We start from the raw sequence: 26,612 nt of genomic DNA on the forward strand, positions 1-26,612 counted from the left end.
GCTCCACCAAATGGCCCTTCATCCCACTTAATACCACTTTTCACCAGTGGGCCGCCCTCTACAACAACTCGGCCTGGCAAGTCAATCGGCAAGTGGGGGGCTTTCGCCGCGGGCACTCCGCTCGTTCCCACCTTCATGGCCCAGCTACGCTGAGGTCCAAACGAGTCGCATTCCCTCGTTGGTAACGGAGTGGAGGCGGTGCGTTCAGCGGCGGCTAGCCCCGAACCCCCAGCGTTATGCGTAGGGAGGACGAATGGGTAGCTTTCGAAGCCCGCAGCAGGCGCAGCTAGAAGAGGTTGCCCCTGGTGGGCAAAGGAGTTCTTCTTCCGCAGAGCACCATTGACCTACCTTGTGTCCGGGCTGCGACCAGGGATTCTCCGCACGGCGGAATCCGGCTAGAGAAAGAATCCTCACGTGCGTCCATGCACACGGACCGGTTGAACCAGCGGGTGCGCTTTGTTGATTTGGGGCCGGGCTACTCATCCATTTCACGCCGAGTCGAACAGCAACGCTCGAAGGCCAGCTGTACGGCTTGAAGATCGCGCTGCGCTCTCTCGGGGCAGCAAGGTCGGGCGCCGCGCACCGCGGCGAGCACCCGCGTCCGGGGTTGCTCGCGTCCCCAATCTACTCACGATGTGGAGAGTTACCGCCGCTCGTGGCAGCAGAAGTCGGAGAGGGCCTATAAGCCGGATTCTGTCCCCACCCCACGGGGTGGGTGGCGGCCATTCCTCTGGGGCGGTTGTTGCCAACCGCCTCAAGCGACACACCGGAGGGTCTGCGCGGGCCACGCACCCTCACTTTGGTCTTGCTCCAGGTGGGGTTTGCCGAGCACCCGTGTTACCACGAATGCTGATGTGCGAGCACATCGTTTTCACCGCATCTGGCAAGCAGAGCTTACCAGCCGTCTCTTTTCTGTGGCACTTTCCCTCGATCGCTCGAGGCCGCCGTTAGCGGCCACCTTGCCCTATGGAGTCCGGACTTTCCTCTCGGGGTCTCCCCGAGCGGCCGCCCGGCCCTCTCCGTGCGGTTACAGATAGCGGGATCTACCCGTCCTCACCAGCTCGGTCGACGCGAAAATACAAGATCCGGTGGCAGTTCGGGCAGAGGCGAATTTCGTCACCCCGTTGCAGTTCGATAAAGAACTGCGGGGAGAGGTTCATGTGGCAGCCCTTGCAAATCGGCTCTTGAATTTCGACGACCGCAAGCCCTTCGCGCCGTTGAAAAATTTGCTCGTACCTGCGCAGCAAGCTCGCATCGATTGCCATGGCCAACTGTGCCCGTTCGGCGCGAATCCGCTCAATCTCCTGAGCCAACTGTTGAATCTCCACCTCGTGCCGCGTGCTGTCTTCACGAAATTCGTTCTCCAGGGCCTGTTGGTCCTCTTCGGCAGCCTTGAGTTCCTTCTGCAGGGTTTCCAGGGCTTCGAGGAGTTGCAATAAGTCCGACTCTAGTTGTTGGTTTGCTTGCTTGCCGAGCTCAATCTCCCGGTGCAGCGCCTGGGCCTCTTTTTCGTTGCGCACGCGCTGCAAACGCATTCGACGGTCGCGCATCTTAGCGTCTTCTTCGGCAAGCCTCCGCTCGAGATCCCGGCGTCGGCCATCGAGCTCCTGAAATTGCTTCTGCAATGCTGCAGCAGACTCCCGCCTCGCTTCGATGCGAGTGCGCCAATCGCTCAGCCTCGCGCGCAGCCCTTCGAGCTGCTCCATCTTCTCCCGGAGCTGCTGATCCAAGTTTTGCAGGGCAGCCAACTGCGCTAGCGCTGATTCCACTGGCATAAATTGTTTCCTTCCTCGTTCCTCACGAATCGCTTTGCGATGGAGTACGATGGGCCCACCAGGACTCGAACCTGGGACCTACCGGTTATGAGCCGGCGGCTCTGACCATCTGAGCTATGGGCCCTATGCCAAGCCATCTCACTCCTCCAACAGTTCGCAACAACCGGTAAGCAACGCAACACTTCTCTCCCGACGAGTCATGGGTCTAACAACTCTCGCAGGCTCTTGAGCTGATCGCGGAGCGCGGCGACTTTCGCTTCGTTGCCCTGGCTTTGCGCTAGGCGAAGTTGTTCTTTCAGCGTCTCCAAACGCATTCGGCTCTGCCGTTTCTTGAGTTTCACCACGCAGTCGTTTGCCACTCGCACAAGGTCCACTCCCGCCAAGGGCCCAGCCCCAAGAAGATAGGCGCTCACCATTCCTTGCAAGTCCTCTGGCAACTCACTGAGGAACTCCGACGACTCCGTCGCGCTCTCCCAGGCGCGCGTAATCCGCTGTGCCAACTCATTTAAACCTGGCGTCAAGAAGAGTTGCCCGACTCCTTCGCTCGCCATCCGCTGCGCCACTTGCCGGTTGGCTGCCATCGCCGCCAATAAAGTCTGCTCTTCCGGCCTCGCCCACGGAGCGCCTTCCGTAGTCGGCGTCTGAGGATCCGGCTGTTCCGTTATTAAAGGCCGTCGCTGGAGCTGGAAGAAGCGCTCGTCCACCCCAATTCGAACCGCGGCCTTCTGGACGAGCAATTGCGCCATCACGGGGTCGGGCATCGAACCGACCACCTCGGCGATTTCGTGAATCACGCGTGATTTTGCGGCCACCGAGGCCCCGGGTGGCGGGGCTTTGCGGTCGACGTAAAAATCCGCAAGCGGGATCGAGTTCGCGATTGCCTGGCGCATTGCCTCAACTCCCGCACTGCGCACAAACGAATCGGGATCTTGGCCGGCGGGCAGAAAAACTCCTTGCGCCCACACGCCCACCTTAGTCGAGACCACAAACGCGCGCTCCGCCGCTCGCCGACCAGCTTCGTCGCCGTCGAAGCATATGTACACCTCATCCGCTAAGCGGCGGAGGATTTCGAAGTGCTTCTCCGTCACTGCTGTGCCCATCGTGGCCACGACCTCGCCCATCCCCGCTTCTACGAGCGCCAACACATCCAAGTATCCTTCGACAACCAACACGCGACCACTGTCACGAATGGCCTGGCACGCCTCGTATAAGCCAAAGAGCAATTCGCCCTTGCGGAACACAACGGATTCCGGCGAGTTCATGTACTTAGGGAGCTGATCCCCGATGGCGCGCCCCGCAAAGGCGACCACTGCCCCTGCCGCGTTGCGGATCGGGAATATCACCCGGCCCCCAAAACGCGGGTAGGTGCCACCACCGGTGCGCTCCGCCAATAATCCCCAACGGCACGCCTCCGTTACACTCACGCCAGCATGAGTGAGTGCCTGCTGTAACCCAGGACCCGGCGGGCAAAATCCCAAGCCGAATCGCCCCGCGAGTTCTGGCGAAATGCCACGATGCGTTAAATATGATCGAGCCAACCTTCCTTCCGGGCGGGCGAGCGCCATCGCGAAATATTCAGCAGCCACGCGGTGAACCAGGTAAGCCCGGTTCCGCACATCGTGCGGACTGCTACCTCTACGCTGCGTTAAGGGCACCCCGGCCTTTTCTGCCAAGCGCTCGACGGCGGTGCGAAAGTCGACCCGTTCGACGCGCATGAAGAACGTAAAGATGTTCCCACCCACACCGCAGCCAAAACAGTAAAAAAGCCCTTTTTCAGGGCTGACCGAGAAGGAAGGCGTTTTTTCCGCGTGAAAGGGGCACAACCCGACAAAGCGGCGCCCCTGCTTCTTCAAGCGTACGTAGGTGGAGACTAGATCGACAATCGATACTCGGCGCTGAATTTCTTCCAAGCTCGCATCGGCAACGAACTCTGCCATGAGCTGCTTATTACGGCTCCTGTGGGTACCGAACCAACCACATGGTCGCGGTGCTCGTCGCTTGGCTCAGCCACCGAGCCACAGTGGCGTGCTCGATCTGGGCCGCCGCTTGCGGGACAAACACCTGAGCGAACACAAGACAGGCTCCGGCAATCACCCCACCTTTGATCGCACCGACCACCATGCCAGCCGCGCCACTCACCCAAACCGCCACAGGGTTTCTCACAAGCTTCTCAACTGCCCAGCCAACCAACCCTCCAACCATCCACAAGCCAACAAAGGTCCCCAAAAACACGAGTGCCGCATCGAGCTGCGATGCGGCACCCGGCGCTCCACTCCTCATGCCTTCTGCCAATGGCACGGCGCCCCACCACCCGAGAATAATGCCGGAGAGACAGCCCACCAGCGAGCCGATCTCCCGAAACACGCCGCGCCAAAAGCCGCGTAAACTGGCCAACAACAAAAATCCGAGTACCGGCAGATCCCAACTCACCACGGACACCTGTGTGGGCTCAGCCATTTCACAAAGCTGTCCTCCTCACAAGCCCGCTGCTCGGGCCATACGGCGGAGGTACCGCTTCTTTGCAGCTAGTTCTTTTTTCTTTCGGCGAACACTCGGTTTCTCGTAGTGTTCCCGCTTGCGCAACTCCGCCAAGATGCCGGCTTTCTCACACTGCTTCTTAAACCTTCGGATAGCACTATCGAGCGGTTCGTTTTCTTTTACGCGCACGCCTGCCAAAAACACTCACCCCCTTCCCGTGCAAGCCGAGCTTTGGTTCCACTGGGTCGTGTCTTCTGTCACAGAGCGACTGAGGCTAACTCACCCCTCCGCGGCAATCAACCCTGCAGCACCTGTGTCAATCGATCCGGGTAATCTGTGATGATCCCGTCGACACCCATGTCGATGAGTTCGACCATCGTCGGGATATCGTTCACCGTCCAAGCATTCACCCAAAGTCCTCGCGCATGCGCCTCGGAAACCTGCTCCCGTGTGACTAGCGCCCACAGCGGATGCAAATGAGTGGCTCGGAGCTTCGCAGCACGGTCCCACGGCCACGGGATCAAGGGATCGCTCCACAGGAGTGCAAGGCGCACCTCTTCACTTTCCTCCCGCACGTCACCCAGCAGCCACCAATCGAACGAGGAAATCAGCGTCGTGTGGAGCGCTCCGAACCGTTCCAGCGACGCCAGCAGCCTTGGAATCAGGATGCCGCCCTCTTCGCGAGGCGACTTGATCTCAACGTTGAGTAGAGCTCGCCCCCCAATCAGCTCGAGCACCTCCTCCAACGTTAATACTTTTTGGCCCGCGAACGCGGCGGCGAACCAACTGCCGGCATCGAGGTTCCGCAGTTGGTCGAGCGACAACTCTCGCACCTTTCCCTTTCCGTTGCTCGTACGGGCGACGTCAGCATCATGCAGCACAACCAAGGCATTGTCGGCGCTCAATTGCACATCGAGCTCGATCATTTGCGCCCCCTGCTCGAGTGCCAACTCGAAGGCTGCGCGGGTATGCTCCGGGGCATGGGCAGACGACCCCCGGTGGGCGATACACAAACACTTCCGCATCATGCCAGCAGCGTTTACTCTGTTCGCATGGGAAAACCAACTGCCAAGGAAATGATCGAGCGCGCCTCCGTCAGCAGCGCTATTGTCGATCGCATGCAGACGTACCGTCAGTGTGACGTAACGGTCCGCGCTGACTACGCTGACCTTGCCTCCCAAGTCCTGTTCGAACTCGGCTCTACGGGTACGGAGGTTGAAGAGCAGGGGCAGGCCGTGACTTTTCGCGCCTACTTCCCAGAACCTGCGAGTGAGTTTCTTGCGCAACGGATCGAAGAGGAGCTGCGCGAGCTCGGTTGCCCCCAGCCCACCATTGTGACTCGTACGCTGGCAGCGGAAAATTGGGCGGAGACCTGGCGCGACTGGTTCACTCCCGTGGCCGCTGGGCAGCGCCTGTGGGTTCAACCACCTTGGACCACGCACGCACCACCCGGCCGACTGAAAATCGTGATCGAACCGGGAATGGCTTTCGGGACAGGCCACCATGCGAGCACTCTTGGGTGCCTAGAACTCCTCGAAGTTGTGCTCGAGCGATGCCCAGTCCGGACCGCCTTGGACTTGGGCACTGGTTCCGGAATCCTTGCCATTGCCCTCGCCAAGCTGGGGGCGGCCCAAGTGTACGCGGTCGATATCGACCGTACCGCTCTCCACGTCGCACGAGAAAATGTGTTCGGCAACCAAGTCGCCGATGTAGTCAGCGTAGGAGAAGATTGGGCCTTACCCGGTGTCGTATATGACTGCATCGTCGCCAATCTGTACCGCAACGCGTTGGTCGAATTGGCTGCACCGATCACCACGCACCTAGCAGCAGGCGGAAGTTTCGTTTGTGCCGGCTTCCTAAGGCCAGACGAGGCTGAGATCGTCAGCACGTACACGTTGCGTGGGGTATCGCTGGAACAGCGCTGGGAACGCGATGGCTGGGTAGCACTGCTATTCCACAATCCCGTCCGATGACGCTCCCGACCTTTATTGCGGCACCGTTCTCCGTCGGCATTGGCAGCACCCTGAATCTTCACGGGCGCGAGTTTCACCATTTGAGGGTACGGCGCCTTCGCCCCGGCAGTGAGGTCCGGGTGATCGATGGCACGGGCGCTTCATTCGTCGCCACCGTGGAGACCATTGGGCGCACGGAAGCGACCCTCCGAATTTGCCGCGCGCTTCCCTTTGCCGGCGAGTCGCATTTGGAAATCACGCTCGCCATTGCCATGATCCGCCCGGAACGGCTCGAATACGCGCTGGAGAAAGCCACAGAGCTCGGTGCGATTCGCATCATTATTTTCGCCTGTGAACGCTCGCGGCCGGCGGCCGTGGGCGCTCGTCTCCGTCGCTGGCAACGGATTCTTCAAGAAGCAACGAAACAGTGCCAGCGAAGCTGCGTGCCCGCGATCAGCTCTTGTGCCTCGGTGCAAACGCTCATTGAGCAGACGCGACCCACTTTTGGTTTACTGCTGGACGAGCAGGAAACGCTGGAGAACCATCTCCCGCAAAACCCGTTGCCACTCGAACCTCCACCACGGGTGACCGTTGTCGTCGGCCCCGAGGGCGGGTTCAGCGTGGAGGAACGGCTCCGCTTCCGCGAGGCGGGGTTCGTCTCGTTACACCTTGGGCCGCGGATCCTCCGCACCGAAACCGCTGCCGTTGTCGGCCTCACACTGGCGCAATTCTGGTGGGGCGACCTCCGGGTATGCTCCTCCGTAGGCGACAAGTTGCGCGCGGAAGCTCGGCCGCGTAGCATCCAGTCATGAGCCGGCGCTTTTTGTTCGTCATGGATCCACTGGAGCGAATCCTTCCGGATCGCGACACCACCTTTGTTTTCATGCTGGAGGCCCAAGCGCGCGGGATCCAAGTATTCACCTGCACGGTCGAGCAACTATTTGCACGTGGCCACCGTGCCTATGCCCAGGCTCACCGGACCGACGTCAACCGCGAAGGCAACCCCTTCCACCGGCTAGAGGACAGGGTGGAACCGCTTGAGTTTTACGACGCGGTATTCATGCGGAAAGATCCCCCGTTCGACCAATCTTATCTTTTCGCCACCTACCTGCTCAGCCTGGTCAACCCACAACAGACCTTCGTCCTCAATTCTCCCCGCGGTCTGCGCGAAGCCAACGAGAAGCTTTACACCCTGCACTTTCCTAGCGTCATTCCTCCCACCCTGGTGAGCTCGGATATCACCAGAATCAAGGACTTCATTCGCGAGCAAGGCGGAACCGCAATTCTCAAACCCCTCGATTGCTGTGGCGGCGCGGGGGTATTTCTCGCATCCATCGACGACCGCAATCTCAACTCCCTTCTCGAGCTGACCACTCAGGACGGACGCCGATACCTCATGGTTCAGCGTTACCTTCCGGAGGTGCGCGAGGGCGACAAGCGCATTCTCCTCCTCAACGGCGAGCCCTTAGGCGCGATCCTGCGCGTGCCCCGTGCCGACGACCATCGCGGCAACATCCACGTCGGTGGCACCGTCCACCCTACCACTATCACCGAGCGGGACCGCGAAATCATCGCCACGCTTGCGCCGCGACTGCGTGCCGATGGTCTTTACTTTGTCGGCATTGACGTCATCGGCCCGTACTTGACGGAAATCAACGTTACGAGCCCCACCGGGATCCAAGAATACAACCGACTTCACGGCACCCGTCTCGAAGCCGCTGTCATTGACCTTGTTCTTGCACAGATCCGAAAATGACGAGGGGCTGGACCCATATGGGCTCCAGCCCCTCACTCTACATTCCTGCTCCCAAACGCGGCTTACGGGATTATCATCACGTCAGCCTGCTCACGATCACCCGCCATATGAATGTTGAACGCCGCGCTCTTCGTGACCGATCCGGTGTGGGTCTCCACCGCAATCCCTAACAGCCCACTCGGAATGGAAGGCGGATTCGCAGACGGAACACCAATCGGATTCACCCTGGTTTGGCCAGTCAAGGTTCCGGCGACGCTCACGTTCCAAATCGACCGGGCACTGTTGGCCGTATCGATCCGACTGAGCGGGATGTCCTGATAGCAACGTACCGCACGGCTCGTCGAGAATCGCTGCTCGAACTCGTTAAACACCAGGTACTGCGCAACGGCAAGCCCCGGAATTTGCCGCAGGTAATCCGTCGAGCACGGCACCAGAACCAAGTTGGTAGAAATCGTAGCTGCCGTACCTGGAACTGGATTTCGCGCCCCATCGAAAAAGTGATCCACAATCAGATAATTCGGGCATCCATTGTATTCTCCCCTACGGCCAGGCCCGAGGGTCAACTGATTCGCAACGCCATCGGAATTGCCGGTTGCTTGGATTCCAATAGCGTTGTACCCGGCAACGTCTATCGACGAATCACCAACTGTCACAACCTGCCCCTCACCCTTCAGGTCGTTCCTCGGGATCGGGTTGCCTTGTGGGTCAATCGCGATACAACGCAGCTCTCCGATAAACGGATCATCAGGCACCGGTGGGATTCGTGTTCCGGCGTTGCTCTGCGTGCAGGTGCCGCCCGGGAACGGATTGCAATCCGCATCCGTCCCACACTGCCTGGTCGGGTTCCGCACACACACGCCACGCGGCAACGGTAGGTCACCGTCGGACAGGCCCTCCGACGCCACCCACTCGATCGGCTGACCGGCGGTCAGTACAATTCGGAAGTCGGTCTCTTGCCAGCTCGGCTGACAGAACCCACCGCCAGTGCAAACCGTGGGCGACAGCGTACAGTTCGCTCCGGCGTTTGTGCCACCCACGCAGTAAGAACTCGCGTTGATGTAGTAGCAATGCAAATTGATTGGGTTGGTGGTGTTGGTGTTTGCAAGCCGGATGGTCGTATTTACGCCTCTTGCGCCGACCACTTGCACCTTCGGATATACCAGCACCGCTGCAGGCTTATCGGAGGCGATGTCAGCGAACCCTCTCGTAACCAGTCCACCAGACAGCAGCCCGACGGCGACAGCCATTGTCCAGCCAGCCCATCGCACCTGTCGCATCGTTATTCTCCTTTCCCCATTCGTTGGACGTCGCCTTTGTTCACGCATACCACCACGCCTTAGGGAGCTTGAATCTGGTCAGCCGGAATCACGATCAGGTCCTGGCCCGGCGCCGGGTCCAGCGTGTTGTGTGGGTTATGAGCAACCCGCGCCCTCCCAAGCGTTTGATGGCTGACGGTCTCCTCAACGACCGCCATAATCCCGCGGGGTGTCGCGGCGGCGGCACGAATCCGCGTTTGCAACGTATTCCCACCCACGGCGTTCACGTTGAACACCGGGTTGATCTGCTCAAGATCCCAGTTTGCCCAGCAGGTGACGGTTGTCGATGCCGAGAAGGTCTGCTCGAACTCGTTCGTGATCGCGAACTGTAGGGTGACCGAAGTCAACTCTTGGGTCTCAAAGTTTTGCGAGCAGGGAACCACAGTCAACTCAACGCTCACACTGCTGTCTTCATCATCAACCACCGGATTTTCCGCCCCAGAAGAAGGCGTGTCCAAAATCCACGTACGTGGGCAAGCCTCATATTCCGGGCCAGATGGACACAAGGCGCTGACCGACCCACCGAGGCAAAGCACGCCATCCATGTTGTTGGTGTCGAACCCTTGTAACCCGATTGCGTTATACTTCGACACGTCAAAGGTTCCGTCAAGACCACGGTCGACCAAAGTCGCCTCACCCTTCAACGAGTTTCCAGGCACCGGGAAACCGGATGCATCAACCTCGATGCACTTGAGCTCACCCGTGAAGTTTGGCCCCATTGGCGGAATCCGACCAGGATCGAAGCCGGCATCGCAGCAGTCCGCCGTGCCGTTGTTGCCACCACTGCTTGAAGGGTTACATGCAACGGCTCGACACGAATCATCGGTAGGATCATCCCAGCGGCCCGTGGAGACCACCCAGTGAGTGGGCTGCTGGCGAGTGAGCCAAATATCGAAGTCCGTCTCTACCCATCGCGGCGGATTGAGTGGCCCCACCGGCAGGTCCGGATTCACCGGCGAGCCATCCACGTAAAAGCAGTGCGCATGCCGCATATTGTTCGAGGTGTTCGTGATTTGGATCACCGTATCCCGGCTGGCGGTGGCAATCACTTTCGGAAACACCAGAATGGATGCGCTCTGCTCCGTAGTGACGCGGGCTTCAGCCAATCGGGCATTAACACCCCAACCGACCAACGCCGCGAGTCCCATGAGCCCAACTAGCCCTCGCTGCCTACGCATTACCCTCCTCCTTTCGATCACGCCGCACCGTATTCGCCAGGGCGAACCCCTCGATTGAGTGACGGCCTTATATCTGCATGGTTCCACCTTGTCAAGCTAAAAGCGCCGAATTTCATGACCGTCTCACTGCAACGGCAAATAGACAAAGTCGCTCTGCGGGCGCGCTCCCTGCATGTGCAGTTGAAACGCCGCACTCCCGCCCCCCGCACGGAATTCCTCCGCTACGCCAAGAAGTGTTTGGCCACGCGTACGGTCGTTGTTCGCCACGCCCCGGATGCGCGTTTGCCCTGTAAGCGTGCCTGACACACCCGCGTGGAAAATGGAAAACGTGGGCACCCGCGTGTCGATTTCTGAAAGCCGGAACTCCCGAAAACAGTTGAAGTCGCGAAAGCTTGTCGAGAAGCGCTGCTCGAACTCATTGAAAACCAAAAATTGCACCGGGATGGATGTTGGCCGCTGCGTCAAGAAGTCTTCCGTACACGGCACCAAGGTGAGTGTGGTGTTGATTCCCTGCTGCGTCACCGGGTCCTGCGCGCCGTCGAAGAAGTGATCCAAAATCAGCACATTTGGGCAGCCGGCGTACTCGGCACCGTTACCCCCCAGTACAAGAACGTTATCCCGATTGTTGGCACCTGGCAGCGCCGGAATGCCGACAGCGTTGTATGCACGCACGTCGAAGGCATTGATCCCGTTCTGGATGTCCGAACGCACGATCAACGCCTCGCCCTTGAGGGCGTTATCTTCAATCGGAACGTCATTCTGATCAACCGCAATACACTTCAACTCGCCGACGAAGGGATCTTCCTGCACAGCAGGCACTCGACTCTCCAAGTTATTGGTTGGGCTTGGCCGCCCGGCGCCGCCAATTGGGAAACACGGCAAGTTCGGATCCACAGCATCGCTGCACAAGGTTGCACCCATCGAGGCGAGCCAGGCCACAGGTTGACGAGCGGTGAGCTGCACAATGAAGTCCGTCTCCTGCCATCCCGGAACACAGACCGAATTCGCTGGGCAACGATCATCGCGCGGGAGCAACGTGGGATCGCAAATCACCCCCGGGGCATTAAAGCAATGACCGTTGGCGTTCACCCAAAAGCACTGCATCCGAATCGGCTTGTTCAGCGTGTTGCTGATGCGAATGAGCGTGTCGAGCCTACCGCGCCCAGCACTGTTATTTGTGTCGACCACGACCTTCGGGAAGACAAGGATTGCCGCGGCGCGATCGGAGCCAACGACCTGCGCATTAGCCACTTTGGTAAGCGCTGCAGCAATCAGCAGCACTGCCCATGCGTTGCGCCGCAGCTTCATGGGGCCACCTCCGGGATCGTGATGCGGTCTCCACCAGGGCGTTCACCCTCCACGTGCAGGTTAAGAGCCGCGCGCGACAGAAACCCACGCCCATCGTTATAAAATTCCTCAGAAACACCCACGAAACCGGGCTGCTCAGGCCCACCCGGAGTCATTCGCGTTTGCGCAAAGCGCGTCCCCAAAAAACTTTGGTCAAAGATGCGCCCCACTGAGTTCAAGCGGAAGTTCGACCAGCATGTAACCGTGGTGCTAGCCGAGAACAGGTTCTCAAACTCATTTGTCACGCGAAATTGCACGACCACAGTGCCGGGAATCTGGTTTTCGAAGTCCTGCGTGCAAGGTACCAAGGTAACCTCAGTTTCCACACGAGAGTTGGGGATGTCCGCTATTGGAAGCGCCGGCATCGTTGCACGCTCAGCAAAGTGATTCACAATCACCGCACCCGGGCATCCATTGTATTCCGCGCCGCCCGGACAGCCCGGCCTCGGAGGACCACCGATGCACAAGGTTAGATCCCCATCGTTTGAGTTGGTATCCGTGTTCAAACCCAGGATCCCTACGGCATTGTACTTACTAACCTCGCCCTGCCGCATCGTGACCGCTCCAACGGTCACTGCTCGGGGAGTGACCAACGTAGCCTCGCCCTTCAGCCGGTTTCCGTTCAACGGGGCACCAGCGGCGTCGACTTCAATACAAACGAGCTGCCCTTCAAAGTTCGGAGGGACTGCAGGGATCGGGCCCGGGTCAAACCCCGCGTTCGGGCAACTGAACACAGGCGGCACACGGCTGCACTGAGGGTCCGTCGGATCCACTCTCCGGCCCTGGCCCACCACCCAGTATGTCGGCTGCTGCTTCGTCAGCACGATATCGAAGTCGACCTCCTGCCACTGCGGTGGATTGAAGGGACCGACCGGCTGCCTTGGATCCAAGGGCGCAGCATTGACGTAAAAGCAGTGCGCAAAAGCGAGCGAGTTCGAAGTGTTCGAAATTTGAATAATTGTCTCAACTGGGAAGCCTCCGGTGAGCAAGCCATCTCCGTCCGAAATGACCTTGGGAAAGATCAAGATCGAGCTTCCACGCTCCACGCTGACATCAGCACGCAACTGGGAGACACAAGCCACTGAAGCCATCCAGGTGACGATGGCATATCGAACCACCCAACGGCTCAGTTTACCCATCACTCCCCGATCCTCCGTCGCGTCCCCCAGTCGCCAAGGCCCGCCACAGGGCGCTATCCAATTCCTCCGCACCACACACATCCAGGCAGCGCGCTTATACTCGGATACCCTAGTCGTGTCAATTCAAATTCCGCCAAAACGAGGCCTCCCTAACTCACCTCTGTGAGCCAATGGCGGTATGCGGCAACCTCACCCCGCACCACGGCGCGAAACCGGTCTTGAAGCTGCCGCGTCACCACCCCAGGGGCTCCGTCCCCAATGACCCGCCCGTCGATCTCGCGGACCGGGGTGACCTCAGCCGCAGTGCCTGTCATGAACACTTCATCGGCAATGTAAGCCTCGTCACGCGTGAAGCGCTCCTCCACCCAACGCACCGACATATCGTCCAGCAAAGCCAGCACAGACGCCCGCGTAATACCCTCCAACACCGAAGTCAGCGGTGGGGTCTTCACCACACCTCGCCGTACGATGAACAAATTCTCCCCGCTGCATTCGGCCACAAAGCCATCGGTATCGAGCATCATCGCCTCGTCATAACCCGCGCTACGCGCTTCAACGGCAGCCAGGATCGAATTGACGTAATTCCCCACGGCCTTTGCCTTGGTCATGAACGAGTTTACGTGCATCCGCTGAAACGACGAGGTTTTCAGCCGCACACCTCGACGAACACCTTCATCACCCAAGTACGCTCCCCAGGGCCAGGCAGCAATCGCGACGCGGACTGGGTTGTGCACGGCCGCGAGCCCCATCTCCCCATCCCCTAAAAATACCAGCGGTCGCAGGTAGCCCGCCTTCAACCGGTTCACCCGAATGGTTTCCACACACGCGCTCTCGATCTCGCTTCGAGAAAACGGCACCTTGATGCCCAGGATGTGCGCCGACGCAAACAACCGCTCAATGTGCTCCGTCAAGCGGAAGATCAGGGGGCGACCGTGCTTCCCTTCGTAGCACCGAATCCCTTCGAACACGCCCAAGCCGTAGTGAAGCGTGTGGGTGAGCACGTGAACTTGCGCCTGGTCCCATGGTACAAACCGGCCATCGAGCCAAATGTGTTCGGTCTTTTCCACCAGCCGCTCCTTGGAGGCGAGTTGGCTAGCTCACGCGGATAAGCCAGTCAACGAAACTTGCCCTACCGCGAGTGCGCCCGGCAGTCGATTTCTCCGTGCTCCGCACGGTCGAACCACCGCTCGTAAAGCTCGCGAATTCGCTCGCGCCGACTTACGTATTCTTGCCACAGCGCCTGCGCCGGGTCGCTCCTGCTCGCAAAACCCAGACGGCGGGCGACCACGAACAGATCAACGTCATGACGCTCCAGGTCCTCCACCGGACGGTCGTGCAGCAACCGCAACGTCTGCTCTAGACGCCGGAGAAAGCGGTAACCACCAGTCAACACTTGAGCATCGTCACCCGGTAAAATGTGCAGGTCTGCTAACACTTGCAAGGCCTGAAGCGTTGCTCGCTGCCGCAGGCGAGTGTGAAAGATTCCGCAGTGCAACTGCAACATCTGCACGAGAAATTCAATGTCCACCAAGCCGCCCCGGCCGGTCTTGATGTTGACATGGTCTGTTCCCTCGCGGGCTAATTCCCGTTCCATTCGTCCGCGCAAGCGCCGAATCTCCCTGGTCTCTTCCGTCGACAGCGGTGTCCGGTAGACGAACTGTTCCACCACTGCGCTGACCTCTTGCGCCAAGCCGGCGTCGCCGCCAACCGGCCGGGCCTTAATCAAGGCTTGGCGCTCCCATACCTGCGCACTCTGCTCGTGGTACGAGCGGAAGGCGGCAAGCGAAGAAACCAGGGGCCCAGAATGCCCCGAGGGGCGCAGACGCGTATCGATGCGGTAAACGATCCCCTCCTTCGTCGGCACCTGCAGTACGGTGATCAGGCGCTGCGCCAGCCAAGTGAATATTTCATGCGGTGTCGGACCCACTCCGGGGAGGGCTTGAGGGTCGTACACGAAGATGAGGTCCAGATCGGAGTTAAAGCTCAGTTCTCGCGCACCGAATTTACCCAAGCCGAGAACGACCAGCCGGCCCGGCAACTCAGGCAGTTCAAAGCGTGCCAAGGTTTGGTCCGCCGCGACCTGGAGCGATGCCTGCAAGCACACTTCGGCAAGGTTCGTTAGCTCCTCGCCGACCTCCTCATCCCCGAGCAAGTCCTCCACGCAGTTAATGCCAATCCGTAGAAACTCCTGGTTCCGAAAGCGGCGAAGCGCATCGAGTTTTCCTTCGAGATCTTCTGCTGCTGCGAGGAGACTCGCGAGATCAGCCGCGAGCTCTGCGCGCGGGCGCCGTACTCGCACCAAGTCGGCCCGCACAAGAGAATCAAGCAATTCCGGGTGGCGGATGAATTGGTTCGCCAGGTACTGGCTGGTCGCAAATACCCGCACGAGCATGCGCATCGTACCCGGGTTCTCCCGCAGCAACATCAGAAAACTCGTGCGGGCGCCCACCGCCGCCAGGAAACTCGCCATGTTTTGTAGGGCCAAGTCTGGGTGCGGCGATTGCCGCATCGCGGAGAGTAAGCTCGGCAATAGCTCGAACAACACCTTGCGGCGCCGCGGGCTTGAAGGCGCGGACGGCGGGCCATCCCGTAAAAAGAGCAAGTGCTCGTAACTTTGCTCCGGGCTTTGGAAGCCGAGATCAGCCAACAGGCTGGTAGCGGCGTCCCGATTGTCCAGCGCCGCAACGATTCGTTCTTCTGCCTCCGCCACTTGGGCGCGGCGCTCCGACTCCGGCCGGAAGAACAGCTTTTCGAACGCCGCTCGCACGCTCGCGGTATGCCGGCCCAGTTCGCGGCGAAACTCGTCGCGAGCAACCTCGCCAGAATATCCGAGCCGCCGAGCCAAAATTTCCTGCTTCAGTGGCGCCTCGGGCAGCGTGTGGGTTTGCCGTTGCGTCTCGATTTGCAGTTTGTGCTCTACATCCCGAAGGAATCGATAGGCATCCGCGAGCGCTCGGGCATCGTCGCTCGGGAGGTAGCGGCAAGTCGCCAAGCGCTCCAATGCTTCCAGCGTAGGGCGGCAGCGCACCCGCTCATCCCGCCCACCGTGCACGATTTGCATGGTTTGCACGAGAAACTCGATTTCCCGGATCCCTCCGCGCCCGAGTTTCACGTTGTACTCATCGCCCTTACGCACAAGCTGGGCCTCGATTTGCCCTTTCATCCGTTGCATGTCGGCGAGGGTGGCGAAATCCAAGTAACGCCGAAAGACAAATGGACGCACCTCGTAGAGGAATCGTTCTCCCAGCTCGAGCACCCCGGAGATCGGGCGTGCCTTCAGCAATGCGGTTCGCTCCCAAGTTTGACCGTACGACTCGTAGTACAGGAGCGCATTCGAAACTGAGTTAACGAGCGGGCCGTTTACCCCATCGGGCCGCAGCCGCAGGTCGACGCGAAAGGCAAACCCACAGCTGGTCACTTCTTGCAAGGCACGGGTCAGCCCCTCAGCCAAGCGCGTGAAGTAGGCGCGAGCATCGAGGGTGCCCTGGGGCCCACCTTGACTCTGACTCGCGTCGCATTCGTACAAGTAGACGAGGTCGATGTCGGAACTGAAATTCAACTCGCCGCCACCGAGTTTTCCCATGCCGAGGACAACAAAGGGCGCCAACCTTCCGGAGCCATCCAGTAAAGGACCGTAGTCGCCCTCGAGGCGGCAGCGCGCCCACCGGTATGCGCACTCCACGACCCCCTGCGCAAGTTCGCTGAGTTCCGTCCAAGTGGTTTCTACAGAATAGTCGTGAACCAAGTCGTGCAAGCCGATGCGCAGGTACTCTCGGTGGCGATAGCGCCGCAACGCATCGGCAAATTCGCCCCAGGGAAGGGTTACGATACTTGCCAGGCGATCTACATGCTGCGCAGCGCTCAGTCTCGGGGCCTGTCGCGCGTCGGTAAATGCTCGCACCCATTCTGCACCTTGAGAAGCCAGCCAGTTAGCCAGCGACGGACTTGCCCCCAGAAGCGTGATCAGATCAACCCACCAAGCTTGCTCGTAATATTCTTCCAGCGCGTGCGGCTCCAACTCGACGAGGCGCTCAAGGTTCGTCAAAGCCGTGGCGGGGTCTGCAGCCCTGGCTAAAAGTTCAGGCAGTTTGGCCCGAACTGCTGGCGGAATTCGGGCAGCGACCGGCCCGTTGGCAAACTCAACCACTCGTGACCAGGCGACACCAAAGCGTTCGAAGAGAGCGGAGAGGTCGCCAGCGGTTGCCACGGAAGGCTCAGTCGTCCCCCTCACCCGTCGACACGACTTCGACCCCGCGATCAGCCAACGCCGTCAGCACGGGCTCCAAGTCGTCCGTCGCCAACCGCAGGACCAAACTCCGCCAGCCGTCCTGCTCGCGTGCAGAAACCACGCTGACGATGTTGACACCAAGCTCCCCGATGCACTGCACCGCTGGCGCGAGCGCGCCCGGCCGATCCGGTAAGCGGATTTCGATCCGGCGCGCACCCGATCCTACGCCCATGACGTCGAGGAACACGGAGAGAATGTCAGCAGCAGTCAAAATTCCGACAACGTGCTCCTCCTCGTCCACCACTGGCAGCGCACCGATTTTGTTCGCCAGCATCAGGCTCGCCGCATTTTCGATTGTCGTGTGTGGTGTCACTGTGATCACATTGCCGCTCATGATTTCTGCAACCGGTATTTCGTCGGACATTCCTGCCGTCGCTGGCCAGTTCAAGTCGCTCCGAGCCACGATGCCTACCAGCCGGCTGCGCTCCGTCACCGGAAGGTGCCGAATATCATGCACGCGTAACAGCCTACGCGCTTCGGCCACCGTGGTATGCGGATCCACGGTTACCACCGGCGATGTCATGTGCTCTCCAACTAACATAAGCTGCCCGCCAACGCGGCCACGCGGTTACGAACCCACAGCGACGGTTTGCTCTTGAATCGGCCTCACGATCGCGATCCGGTGTTGCTCGATCCAAGCGTCTAAATCCGCAAGGGCGCGTCGAGCTAACCGCTCGCGCTTTTCCCTCCCGCGCTCGCGCCCGCCCAAGGGGGGAAACAACCCGTAGTTCGCATTCATGGGCTGGAAGTCGCGCCGCTCTGGGTCCGAGATATAGGCTAATAACGAACCGAGGGCTGTTGTCGGCGGCGGAACCACGCACGGCAATCCCGCAAGCAAGCGCGCCATGTTCACCCCGGCCAGCAACCCCGTGGCGGCGGATTCTACATACCCCTCCACCCCGACCAACTGCCCCGCTAAGAAGGTCACCGGCCGCCGCCGTAGTTGCAGCGTAGGCGATAACACCCGAGGTGAATTGATGAAGGTATTTCGGTGCAAACTCCCCAGCCGAACGAACTCCGCCTTTTCTAATCCTGGAATCATCCGAAATACCCGCCGTTGCTCCGGATATGTCATCTTGGTCTGAAAGCCAACCATGTTGTACAGGGTCGCGGAGGCGTTGTCCTGGCGGAGCTGTGCGACCGCGTGGGGACGTGCGCCCGTCCTCGGATCCGTCAAACCCACTGGGCGCATGGGTCCAAAGGCAAGCGTGTCACGACCACGGCGAGCCATTTCTTCGATCGGCATACATCCCTCGAAGTAGATGCAGCGTTCGAAGTCTCGCACGGGTACTTTTTCTGCCGCCAACACCGCATCCACAAACGCATAGTACTCTTCGCGCGTTAGCGGACAGTTCAGGTAGTCTTCTCCCCCTTTGCCGTAGCGCGAGGCCGCGAAAACCACGTTCCGATCGATCGAATCGGCAGTCACGATCGGCGCGATCGCATCGTAGAAATATAGGTACTTTTGGCCCAGCAGCTCTTGGAGTGCGTAGGACAAGGCGGGCGACGTCAACGGCCCCGTGGCAATCAAACACAACCCTTCGGGGATGTCCCGCAACTCTTCCCGAACCACGTTGATGTTCGGGCATGAGGCAATCGCACTGGTGATTGCCTCAGCAAATAGGTCGCGATCCACAGCCAATGCTGATCCAGCCGGAACGCTGGTTCGTTCCGCCGCAGCTAACACGAGAGAGCCTAGGCGGCGCATCTCCTCCTTGAGCAACCCGACCGCAGTATCCAGGCTTGCGCTCCGAAAGGAGTTGGAACAAACGAGCTCCGCTAAGCGGTCGGTCCGGTGGGCTTCCGTCTGCCGTTGCGGGCGCATTTCGAACAGAAGCACTTGAATTCCACGTTGGGCCAACTGCCACGCAGCTTCCGAACCCGCCAGCCCCCCTCCGACAATGATCACAGGTTCACCTACGGCAGCTAATCTTGCGTCAGACCTCATGGAGACCTCTCTTACTATAAATCTTGTTTTCCACGGAAAGGCAGCCCAATCCAGGGTACTAGGCGGAGCCGCAGGGCAGCGCTTACAACACTTCCTCGACGGCTTCCGCAACCGTCTCGCGGTAAAAACAGCCCTCCGCCAGACACCGGCGCACTGTACCCTGGCGTTTTGTAGTCTTCTCGACCACAAAGGGCGCCCCACACTCTGGGCAGGGTTCGGGCACAGGCCGTTCCCAGGTGGCAAAACGGCACTGCGGAAAACGACTACAACTAAAGAAGGTTTTCCCGGACCGTGTTCGTTTTTCTAGAATCTTGCCCTCCTTACAATCTGGGCAGTTCACACCCGTTTCCCGCGGCCGCTCGTAAGGCAAGATCGTCTTGCAACCAGGATAACCCGAACACCCCAAAAACTTGCCGAACCGGCCGTGCCTAACCTGCATCGGCTTGCCGCACTGGGGGCAGGTTGCCTCAGTCGTTTCTCGCTCGAGGATACGGATGGAGCCGTCGTCCTCACGGGCGAAATTGCGCGTCGTCTTACATTCGGGGTACCCGGAGCACGCAAGGTATTCGCCTGTGCGCCCCCACCGCAACAGCATTGGGCGGCCACAACTGGGGCAAGCGACATCGGTCGGCTGACCATTTTTTACATCTCGCATGTGGGCTTCGGCTTGCTCCAAGTCCCGCTTAAAGGGCTCATAAAACCGCCGCAGCGTCTCAGTCCATTTCTCTTTGCCCTCTTCGACCTTGTCCAGCTCCTCCTCCATCCCGGCAGTAAACTCCACATTCAAAATGTCCGGGAAAGCTTGCACCAACAGATCGGTTACCAAGAAGCCCAGCTCCGTCGGTCGCAAACGCTTCGACAAGTCTTCCACCACGTACTCCCGGTTGAGGATCGTCCCCACAATGGTGGCATAGGTAGATGGGCGACCGATGCCTTTTTCCTCCAATTCTTTCACCAGGCTCGCCTGCGTGAAACGTGGCGGAGGTTGCGTGAAGTGCTGCGCAGGCGTGAGCTCGAGTAGCCGTAACACCTCTCCTTCCTCGAGCGGAGGCAACAGCCCCTCCCGCAGCTCACCCTCGCCGTCAGTTTCCTCGTCCTCGGCTTTGGCCGGCCCCTCGTCCCGCCCCTCGGTGTACACACGGGTGAACCCATCGAACTTCATCACCTGCCCGGTGGCGCGGAACAGAGTGTCCGCCGCGGAGATATCTACGGTGGTGCGGTCGTACACCGCGGGAAGCATTTGGCTGGCAATGAACCGGTCCCAGATCAGTTTATACAGAGCGTACTCTTCCGCCTTCAGGTACGGCTGCACGCGCTCCGGGGTGTAATCGAGTGACGTGGGCCGGATCGCCTCATGGGCATCTTGCACCCCTTTCTTGCTGGCGTACACCGGCGGCTCTGGAGGGAGATAGTTGCTGCCAAACCTCTCCCCGATCACACGGCGCGCCTCTGCCTGTGCCTCGGTGGATACACGGGTCGAGTCAGTCCGCATGTAGGTAATCAACCCGACCAAACCCTCGGGACCCAGCTCGACCCCTTCATAAAGGCGCTGGGCGATCCGCATCGTTCGCGTTGGCGTAAAGCCAAGTTTGCGTGCCGCCTCCTGCTGCAGCCGTGAGGTGGTAAACGGAGGGGCGGGAAACTTACGGCGCTCCTTCTTCTCGACCCGGACAACTTTGAACTCTGCACCCTGCAGTCGTTGCACAAGTTCTTGGGCCGCTTGCTCGGTTTCGATGCGGAACGTTTCCGGGTCAAGTTTTTGTTCCCCAATTTTGAATAACCGTGCCGCAAAAGGCGGTGGCTGCTTACCCTCTAGGCGAGCGGTGATGGACCAGTACTCTTTGGGTTTGAACTGCTGGATTTCACGTTCGCGGTCGACAATCAATCGGACGGCCACGGACTGCACGCGACCAGCGGACAGCCCGCGCCGAACCTTTTTCCACAACAGGGGGCTGATTTCGTAGCCTACGAGACGGTCGAGGATACGCCGCGCCTGCTGTGCCTCGAAGAGATTGCGATCGAGGTCACGGGGATGTTGCAAGGCCTCTTGTACGGCTCGCTTGGTGATCTCATGAAACAGCACTCGCCGAATTCGCTTCGAGTCGACACCGAGGCTCTCGGCGATGTGCCACGCAATTGCTTCACCCTCGCGGTCCGGATCGGGCGCCAAGAAGATTTGCTCTTTGCCCTTGGCGGCGTTGCGTAGCTCGGTGATGATCTTCTTCTTACCGTGAATGACTTCGTATTCGGGCTTAAAGTCATGCTGCACATCAACCCCGAGCCGGCTCTTCGGCAGGTCCTTGATATGGCCGACTGAGGACTTCACCTGGTAGTCGCTGCCTAAGTACTTCTGCAGAGTCTTCGCCTTGGTCGGCGATTCCACGATCACCAGATTTTTTGCCATGGAAGTTATCTGATAGCCCGCACGCCCCAGTCGTCAACCAGAAACACCCGCTGCGAGAGCAAAGCACTTGCCGGGTAACTGTTGCACGATCCCTTGCAGTTCAAGACTCAGCAGGGTTGTGAGAACCTCCGTTGCCGGCTTCCCGCTACGGGCAATCAACTCGTCGATGTGGAGTGGGCGGGAGCGCAAGAGCTCCACAATGGGCACGGCTTCTAATGGCAGGGACCGTTGCACTAGCGCCGATCGGGTGCCTCCAGCAAGTAACTCCGGAGCGATCTCCTCGATCACGTCGCGGGCGCATTCCGTAAGTTTCGCTCCGTGGCGAATCAAGCGGTGGGTTCCCCGCGACCGCTCCCCCACTGGTCCGGGCACCGCGAATACTTCCCGTCCCTGTTCCGCCGCGGCATGAGCCGTAATCAACGAGCCACTTTTCTCTGCCGCCTCAACCACGATCGTCCCTCTCGTCATACCACTAATAATGCGGTTGCGGGCGGGGAAATTTTCCGCATCCGGCTGCGCCCCCATTTGTAGTTCGCTCAACAACGCACCCTGCGTGGCAATTCTTTGGGCGAGAACACGATGCTCGGCAGGATAAATCACGTCAACTCCCGACCCGAGCACCGCAATGGTACGACCGCCCTCTTTCAGCGCCGCCCAGTGAGCCGCGGCATCGATACCACGAGCAAGGCCGCTCACAATTGTCAGGCCAAATTGGACAATGCCTTGCGTCAACTCCCGCGCCATGCGGAAACCGTAACTGCTCGGGTGTCGGGAACCCACCACCGCCACAGAAAGGTTGTCTGCAGGATGGAGTTCTCCAACGAGGTATAACAGCGGCGGTGGATCATGGATGTGGCGCAACAAGAGCGGGTAGTCACTATCGTTCCACGTGATCACCCTGGCAGCAGCACGCTGCACGCGTCGGAGATCCTCTTCGACTTCGTTCCACCGCTGGAATTCGCAAATCGCGCGTGCGACGTCAGGTCGGAGCCCTGCGCACTCCAACGCATCCCGATCAGCACCAAACACCAGCCGAGGTTCGTGAAAAATGCGCAGGAGTGACTGGTACACCACCGGGCCCACTCCAGGCACAAGCCGAAGAGCGATCCACCATCGCCAATCCTCAGGTCCTCTAGGCGCAGCGGCCACAATCCGCACAAATCACTCTCTCCGGTTCGATTGCCTATTTCTCTACGCGACCGGGCGGTCGAGCGAGCGGTATTGCACCGCTTCGGCGATATGGGTCGGTTGGATCGCCTCCGTGCCCTCGAGGTCCGCAATGGTGCGGGCAACCTTTAGCACCCGGGTGTAGGCGCGGGCACTTAGGCCCAATCGCATCATCGCTGTCTCCAAGAGCTTCTCGCCTTGCGCATCCAAGCGGCAAAAACGAGCGAGGTCCCGGCTGGTCATTTGGGCGTTGCAGTACAGTTTACGTCCACGAAATCGCTCCAATTGGCGCCGCCGGGCACGTTCCACGCGCTCGCGAATAGCGGTTGAAGATTCTGCGGGGGTGGAGTTCGCGAGGTCGCGGAATTGCACGGCAGGGACTTCGATGTGGATATCGATCCGGTCGAGCAATGGCCCAGAAATGCGGGATCGATACCGCTCGATTTGTAGTGGCGAGCAGGTGCATTCCTTCTGCGGGTCACCCAAAAAACCACACGGGCATGGATTCATTGCCGCCACAAGCATGCAGCGGGCAGGGTACGTGATCGAGGCAAGGGCCCGGGCAATGGTGATGCGCTGCTCCTCTAAAGGCTGGCGGAGCACTTCGAGAACGTTTTTGCGGAACTCCGGCAGTTCGTCAAGAAACAGCACGCCGTTGTGCGCAAGGCTCACTTCCCCCGGCTTGGGGATGGATCCGCCGCCGATGAGCCCCGCATCGCTAATTGTGTGGTGCGGCGAGCGGAACGGACGTGTGGTAATCAGCGCGCGGCCGTCCATCAGCCCGACCACACTATGCACCCGCGAGGTTTCCAGCGCCTCGGCCAGAGTGAGCGGGGGCAGGATCGTGGGAATCCGCTTTGCCAGCATGGTTTTCCCGGAACCGGGTGGGCCAACCATCAAGACGTTGTGCCCGCCCGCAGCCGCAACCTCTAATGCGCGCTTTACATGGAGCTGCCCACGGACTTCGCTGAAGTCGACCTCGTGGGTTTGCGCCTCCCGGAACAATTCGTCGACGCTCACTCGCACGGGCGCAATGTCGAGGTGGCCGAGGAGAAACCCAACGGCCTCGGCCAAACTCGTCACGGGAACAGCATCGACTCCGTCCACCACCGCCGCCTCGCGCGCGTTCTCCGCTGGCAGTAGCAGCCCTCGCAGCCCGTAGCGGCGGGCAGTTGCGGCAATCGGCAATGCCCCCCGCACACGCTTCACTCGCCCGTCCAAAGACAGTTCTCCTAAAATCATGTATTCGGCTAACCGCGTTCCCGCGAGGAGTCCGAGGTTTGCCAGGATCCCTACGGCAATCGGTAGGTCGTACGCGGAGCCATCCTTTTTGACATCTGCTGGAGCCAGGTTGATCACAACCCGCGAGCTCGGAAGCCGGAAGCCGCTGTTCTTCACGGCCGCCCGCACCCGCTCTTTACTTTCGCGCACCGGGCCTTCCGCCAACCCGACAATGTCCAGCCGCGGCAAGCCGGGAAGAAAGTCCACCTCCACTTCCACCAGCAAGGCGTCGACCCCATGTACCGCACCGGAGAGCACCCGAGAGGACATCAGCCCTTTCCTGCCACACCAACTCCTTGACTGTCAATAGTGTATAATAATTTGAGCAGATTATGTATAATGCATGACGCGAGGGCGAGCCACGCTGGCGCCACGTCCGCTTGACCTCGCCCACGACTTCGCCGTAAGCGAGGCAACCAATAGTGCGGAACTTGCATTCTCGGGAGGTGCACCGTGAGGGAGCGTTGGGGTTGGTGGGGTGTCGGGCTCGTACTCATCGCAGGCCTCGCTGTTTCCAGGCAGGCAATTGCGGTCACGCTCGACCGCGAGGGCTCGCTTAAATTCGGTGTCCGTACTTACGTGAATGCGCGCGTTGGGACGGAAAATACCCACGAGGGCGTACCCAATCGCGTCGGTAGCGAAGTGCTGCCGTCGACGTCAGGCACCTTCCCGTTTTCCGCTGCGGGTCACTTACGGCAAAATCGCTTCTTTGTCGAAGCAGAACTTGACCACCGCATTGACCGACTCGTTCAAGAGGGAATCGGGCCGCTGTCCCTATTCCGTGATCTTCCCTTCCGCGTCCGCAATCTAGGCTATCACCTGACGTTCCGCGGGGAGTACGACGGAATTTACGACTGGGGACCGAAAGAATATGCAACTGCAGACTCTCTGGACTTCCTGCTGCGCCTCCCGCTGGTTGCGCTGAACCAGACGCCGCCGGACATTCCTGCAGCCCGTCGTAACTTGCGCCGTGTAGCCTCGCACCGGGAGCGGCTCTTCCAAGCTTACCTCGAGGCCACGGCCGGGCGATTTTATTTTCGCTTCGGGCGGCAAGTGTTGTCGTGGGGAGAATCGGACGTATTTCAACTCCTCGATCATATCAACCCACTGGACTCAAGCTTCGGGGGATTCCTCATTCCGCTCGATGAACGGCGCGTGCCGCTCGACATGTTACGGGCACAATACCGAATTGGCTCCATCGGACCGCTGACCGACACCTTCCTCGAGGGGTATTTCTCGGTCGACAATAAGGTGGGCTTTGTGCCGGCCATCCCAGCCGGTTCACCGTGGACCCTACCGTCATTCGGCGCTCCACGCACCGAGGTCAGGACATTCAGCTTTACGCCGCGGCGCACGTTCCGCGATGGCCGGGGCGGGGCACGGATTGTCTTTAACTGGGCTGACGCAACGTTCAGCCTTGCCTACCTATCGACGTACTTCGATCTACCTGCCGCACAACTGTTCACCGTGCGTGGCATCCCCATTCAAGCGTTCGACGAGGGCCGACCCTGCCCGCTCGACCCTCGCTTTCCCTTCCGTGGCAACGACCCCACGCGCAACAACTGTGGCAGCCCCGTGCACGTGCACTTAACCGCGCCCCGCGTGCAAGTGTTCGGAGGCACGACGACCTTCGCCATCCCGCAAATCTACAGCGTTCTGCGCAGCGAGGTCGCCTACTTCAAAGACGAGCCGGCGTATTCCCAGTTTCAATTCGATCCCTTCCTTTTCGGACAACGCGGCACCACCGGAGGCCGCCGGCTGCGCGATTCGGTGAACCTGCTCGTCGGCTGGGACGTGAATTTCTGGCTGCGCTTCCTCAACCCCAACAATACCTTGTTCCTCAGCACCCAATTCTTCATCAAGCACATCCGCAACGCGGGTAGCTCGCGTGTCTTCAATCCCGACGGTCGACTCAATCCCGATCGCGAAGTCGTGCCTGTCATCGACACGCTCCTTCCCCAACTCGGCGTACCGCTCGAGCCGGTGATGGTCAGCCAGCCAGCAACGTCATTTCTGCAAACCCTGCTCCTGACAACCTCCTACCGCGGCGGGAAAGTCAACCCAACCCTGGCGGTGTTCTACGATTGGGTGGGGGCGTTCGTGTACCAGCCAGGGGTCACCTTCATCCGCGATCCGTTCCGGTTTACCGTCGATTACAGCATCCTCGACGCTGGCCGGCTCAAGGGCGGTAGTGGAATTGGGCTGTTGCGCGATCGGGACAACATCCAGTTTCGCGTCGACTACGTGATCTAAAGCAGATGTTCACGGGCGCCTTGCGCCGGGGACGCTAGCGTAGCCCGGGCTGCAAACGGGATTAGAATTGAGAAGTCCCTCGGCGTCGATTGCCGCCCGCCAGCCATCCCATCGGCCGCGAAACCCTTTTGGGGAGCTGGCGTTGGCAACCAACGCCAGACACGCAATCGCCAACCATCTCATCGGCCGCGAAACCCTTTTGGGGGCTCCGTGCGCAACGGAAGCCTACCTTTCGCCATCGGGGGCGGGTGGGCGCCCTCGGTTCACACGGCGCCGGGTCTATTCATCAACGCAGCAGCGACCATGAACTTGCACCGAGAAAAGAAACAC

20 protein-coding genes, 1 tRNA gene and 1 other RNA gene are annotated in these 26,612 nt (G+C 59.9%); 4 read left to right on the forward strand and 18 right to left on the reverse strand.

Translation table 11 applies throughout. The features are described 5' to 3' along the window. Nucleotides 1-666 precede the first annotated feature (666 nt). The 7 genes from rnpB to N3C12_12115 form a co-directional block, all read right to left on the reverse strand. Nucleotides 667-1,021: RNase P RNA component class A (gene rnpB / locus N3C12_12085), an RNA gene on the reverse strand. A 22-nt stretch (nt 1,022-1,043) separates the two neighbouring features. Beyond that, a complete protein-coding gene (locus tag N3C12_12090) occupies nt 1,044-1,775 on the reverse strand; it encodes a C4-type zinc ribbon domain-containing protein (protein MCX8073173.1) in 732 nt (243 codons plus the stop codon). A gap of 50 nt (nt 1,776-1,825) precedes the next feature. Further along, nucleotides 1,826-1,899: transfer RNA gene (locus N3C12_12095), tRNA-Ile, on the reverse strand. 73 nt (nt 1,900-1,972) lie between these two features. Beyond that, nucleotides 1,973-3,712, reverse strand: coding sequence for a DNA primase (gene dnaG, locus N3C12_12100; protein ID MCX8073174.1), 1,740 nt, complete (start codon nt 3,710-3,712; stop codon nt 1,973-1,975). Between the two features lie 10 nt (nt 3,713-3,722). Beyond that, nucleotides 3,723-4,232 carry a CvpA family protein gene (locus tag N3C12_12105; GenBank protein MCX8073175.1) on the reverse strand — a complete coding sequence of 170 codons (510 nt, stop codon included), beginning with the start codon at nt 4,230-4,232 and terminating at the stop codon, nt 3,723-3,725. Between the two features lie 18 nt (nt 4,233-4,250). Continuing rightward, the gene (gene rpsU / locus N3C12_12110; GenBank protein MCX8073176.1) at nt 4,251-4,451 is read right to left on the reverse strand and encodes a 30S ribosomal protein S21; all 201 of its coding nucleotides are present in this window, start codon (nt 4,449-4,451) and stop codon (nt 4,251-4,253) included. Between the two features lie 98 nt (nt 4,452-4,549). Then, nucleotides 4,550-5,281: a glycerophosphodiester phosphodiesterase family protein gene (locus N3C12_12115; GenBank protein ID MCX8073177.1), complete on the reverse strand. Its 732-nt coding sequence runs from the start codon at nt 5,279-5,281 to the stop codon at nt 4,550-4,552. A gap of 24 nt (nt 5,282-5,305) precedes the next feature. Here N3C12_12115 and N3C12_12120 point away from each other — a divergent pair, with 24 nt between their 5' ends. From N3C12_12120 to gshB, 3 genes are read left to right on the forward strand one after another with little or no spacing between them, the layout of a single operon-like run. Next, nucleotides 5,306-6,226, forward strand: a complete 921-nt coding sequence (locus tag N3C12_12120; GenBank protein MCX8073178.1) for a 50S ribosomal protein L11 methyltransferase — start codon at nt 5,306-5,308, stop codon at nt 6,224-6,226. Next, entirely contained in the window at nt 6,223-7,017 is a 795-nt protein-coding gene (locus tag N3C12_12125; GenBank protein ID MCX8073179.1) for a 16S rRNA (uracil(1498)-N(3))-methyltransferase, read from the forward strand. Before N3C12_12120 ends, N3C12_12125 begins: the two co-directional genes overlap by 4 nt. Next, nucleotides 7,014-7,961, forward strand: a complete 948-nt coding sequence (gene gshB, locus N3C12_12130; GenBank protein MCX8073180.1) for a glutathione synthase — start codon at nt 7,014-7,016, stop codon at nt 7,959-7,961. The genes N3C12_12125 and gshB overlap by 4 nt, the downstream gene beginning before the upstream one ends. 62 nt (nt 7,962-8,023) lie before the next feature. Here gshB and N3C12_12135 read toward each other — a convergent pair whose 3' ends face one another. From N3C12_12135 to N3C12_12185, 11 genes are all read right to left on the reverse strand, one after another. After that, a complete protein-coding gene (locus N3C12_12135) occupies nt 8,024-9,238 on the reverse strand; it encodes a hypothetical protein (GenBank protein MCX8073181.1) in 1,215 nt (404 codons plus the stop codon). Nucleotides 9,239-9,297: 59 nt separating this feature from the next. Then, nucleotides 9,298-10,455 carry a hypothetical protein gene (locus N3C12_12140; protein ID MCX8073182.1) on the reverse strand — a complete coding sequence of 386 codons (1,158 nt, stop codon included), beginning with the start codon at nt 10,453-10,455 and terminating at the stop codon, nt 9,298-9,300. Nucleotides 10,456-10,578: 123 nt separating this feature from the next. Further along, on the reverse strand, nt 10,579-11,763 hold the full coding sequence (locus tag N3C12_12145; protein ID MCX8073183.1) for a hypothetical protein: 1,185 nt from the start codon (nt 11,761-11,763) through the stop codon (nt 10,579-10,581). Further along, entirely contained in the window at nt 11,760-12,941 is a 1,182-nt protein-coding gene (locus tag N3C12_12150; GenBank protein ID MCX8073184.1) for a hypothetical protein, read from the reverse strand. Before N3C12_12150 ends, N3C12_12145 begins: the two co-directional genes overlap by 4 nt. Nucleotides 12,942-13,090: 149 nt before the next feature. Then, entirely contained in the window at nt 13,091-14,011 is a 921-nt protein-coding gene (locus tag N3C12_12155; protein ID MCX8073185.1) for a branched-chain amino acid transaminase, read from the reverse strand. Between the two features lie 59 nt (nt 14,012-14,070). Then, nucleotides 14,071-17,148: a bifunctional [glutamate--ammonia ligase]-adenylyl-L-tyrosine phosphorylase/[glutamate--ammonia-ligase] adenylyltransferase gene (gene glnE / locus N3C12_12160; GenBank protein ID MCX8073186.1), complete on the reverse strand. Its 3,078-nt coding sequence runs from the start codon at nt 17,146-17,148 to the stop codon at nt 14,071-14,073. A 7-nt stretch (nt 17,149-17,155) separates the two neighbouring features. Then, complete coding sequence (locus N3C12_12165) at nt 17,156-17,752, reverse strand: CBS and ACT domain-containing protein (GenBank protein ID MCX8073187.1); 597 nt, start codon at nt 17,750-17,752, stop codon at nt 17,156-17,158. 45 nt (nt 17,753-17,797) lie between these two features. After that, entirely contained in the window at nt 17,798-19,177 is a 1,380-nt protein-coding gene (trmFO, locus tag N3C12_12170; protein MCX8073188.1) for a methylenetetrahydrofolate--tRNA-(uracil(54)-C(5))-methyltransferase (FADH(2)-oxidizing) TrmFO, read from the reverse strand. Nucleotides 19,178-19,259: 82 nt separating this feature from the next. Next, nucleotides 19,260-21,581 carry a type I DNA topoisomerase gene (gene topA, locus N3C12_12175; GenBank protein ID MCX8073189.1) on the reverse strand — a complete coding sequence of 774 codons (2,322 nt, stop codon included), beginning with the start codon at nt 21,579-21,581 and terminating at the stop codon, nt 19,260-19,262. Between the two features lie 33 nt (nt 21,582-21,614). Beyond that, a complete protein-coding gene (gene dprA / locus N3C12_12180) occupies nt 21,615-22,655 on the reverse strand; it encodes a DNA-processing protein DprA (GenBank protein MCX8073190.1) in 1,041 nt (346 codons plus the stop codon). A 117-nt stretch (nt 22,656-22,772) separates the two neighbouring features. Continuing rightward, nucleotides 22,773-24,299, reverse strand: a complete 1,527-nt coding sequence (locus N3C12_12185) for a YifB family Mg chelatase-like AAA ATPase (protein ID MCX8073191.1) — start codon at nt 24,297-24,299, stop codon at nt 22,773-22,775. Nucleotides 24,300-24,482: 183 nt separating this feature from the next. Between N3C12_12185 and N3C12_12190 the strand changes: the two genes are divergently transcribed. Beyond that, nucleotides 24,483-26,282 (forward strand): hypothetical protein, encoded by a 1,800-nt coding sequence (locus N3C12_12190; protein ID MCX8073192.1) that lies wholly within the window; start codon nt 24,483-24,485, stop codon nt 26,280-26,282. The last annotated feature ends 330 nt before the right edge of the window (nt 26,283-26,612 follow it).

The organism is Candidatus Binatia bacterium (assembly GCA_026415395.1).
Lineage (GTDB): Bacteria > Desulfobacterota > Binatia > HRBIN30 > HRBIN30 > HRBIN30.

Excerpts from the sequence above, each read along its gene's own strand:
- N3C12_12105 (MCX8073175.1), bottom strand. The coding sequence starts at position 4,232 with ATGGCTGAGCCCACACAGGTGTCCGTGGTGAGTTGGGATCTGCCGGTA.
- N3C12_12150 (MCX8073184.1), bottom strand. The coding sequence starts at position 12,941 with ATGGGTAAACTGAGCCGTTGGGTGGTTCGATATGCCATCGTCACCTGG.
- N3C12_12135 (MCX8073181.1), bottom strand. The coding sequence starts at position 9,238 with ATGCGACAGGTGCGATGGGCTGGCTGGACAATGGCTGTCGCCGTCGGG.
- N3C12_12140 (MCX8073182.1), bottom strand. The coding sequence starts at position 10,455 with ATGCGTAGGCAGCGAGGGCTAGTTGGGCTCATGGGACTCGCGGCGTTG.
- N3C12_12165 (MCX8073187.1), bottom strand. The coding sequence starts at position 17,752 with ATGACATCGCCGGTGGTAACCGTGGATCCGCATACCACGGTGGCCGAA.
- topA (MCX8073189.1), bottom strand. The coding sequence starts at position 21,581 with ATGGCAAAAAATCTGGTGATCGTGGAATCGCCGACCAAGGCGAAGACT.
- N3C12_12090 (MCX8073173.1), bottom strand. The coding sequence starts at position 1,775 with ATGCCAGTGGAATCAGCGCTAGCGCAGTTGGCTGCCCTGCAAAACTTG.
- N3C12_12185 (MCX8073191.1), bottom strand. The coding sequence starts at position 24,299 with ATGTCCTCTCGGGTGCTCTCCGGTGCGGTACATGGGGTCGACGCCTTG.
- dnaG (MCX8073174.1), bottom strand. The coding sequence starts at position 3,712 with ATGGCAGAGTTCGTTGCCGATGCGAGCTTGGAAGAAATTCAGCGCCGA.
- trmFO (MCX8073188.1), bottom strand. The coding sequence starts at position 19,177 with ATGAGGTCTGACGCAAGATTAGCTGCCGTAGGTGAACCTGTGATCATT.
- N3C12_12145 (MCX8073183.1), bottom strand. The coding sequence starts at position 11,763 with ATGAAGCTGCGGCGCAACGCATGGGCAGTGCTGCTGATTGCTGCAGCG.
- N3C12_12120 (MCX8073178.1), top strand. The coding sequence starts at position 5,306 with ATGGGAAAACCAACTGCCAAGGAAATGATCGAGCGCGCCTCCGTCAGC.
- N3C12_12115 (MCX8073177.1), bottom strand. The coding sequence starts at position 5,281 with ATGATGCGGAAGTGTTTGTGTATCGCCCACCGGGGGTCGTCTGCCCAT.
- N3C12_12125 (MCX8073179.1), top strand. The coding sequence starts at position 6,223 with ATGACGCTCCCGACCTTTATTGCGGCACCGTTCTCCGTCGGCATTGGC.
- gshB (MCX8073180.1), top strand. The coding sequence starts at position 7,014 with ATGAGCCGGCGCTTTTTGTTCGTCATGGATCCACTGGAGCGAATCCTT.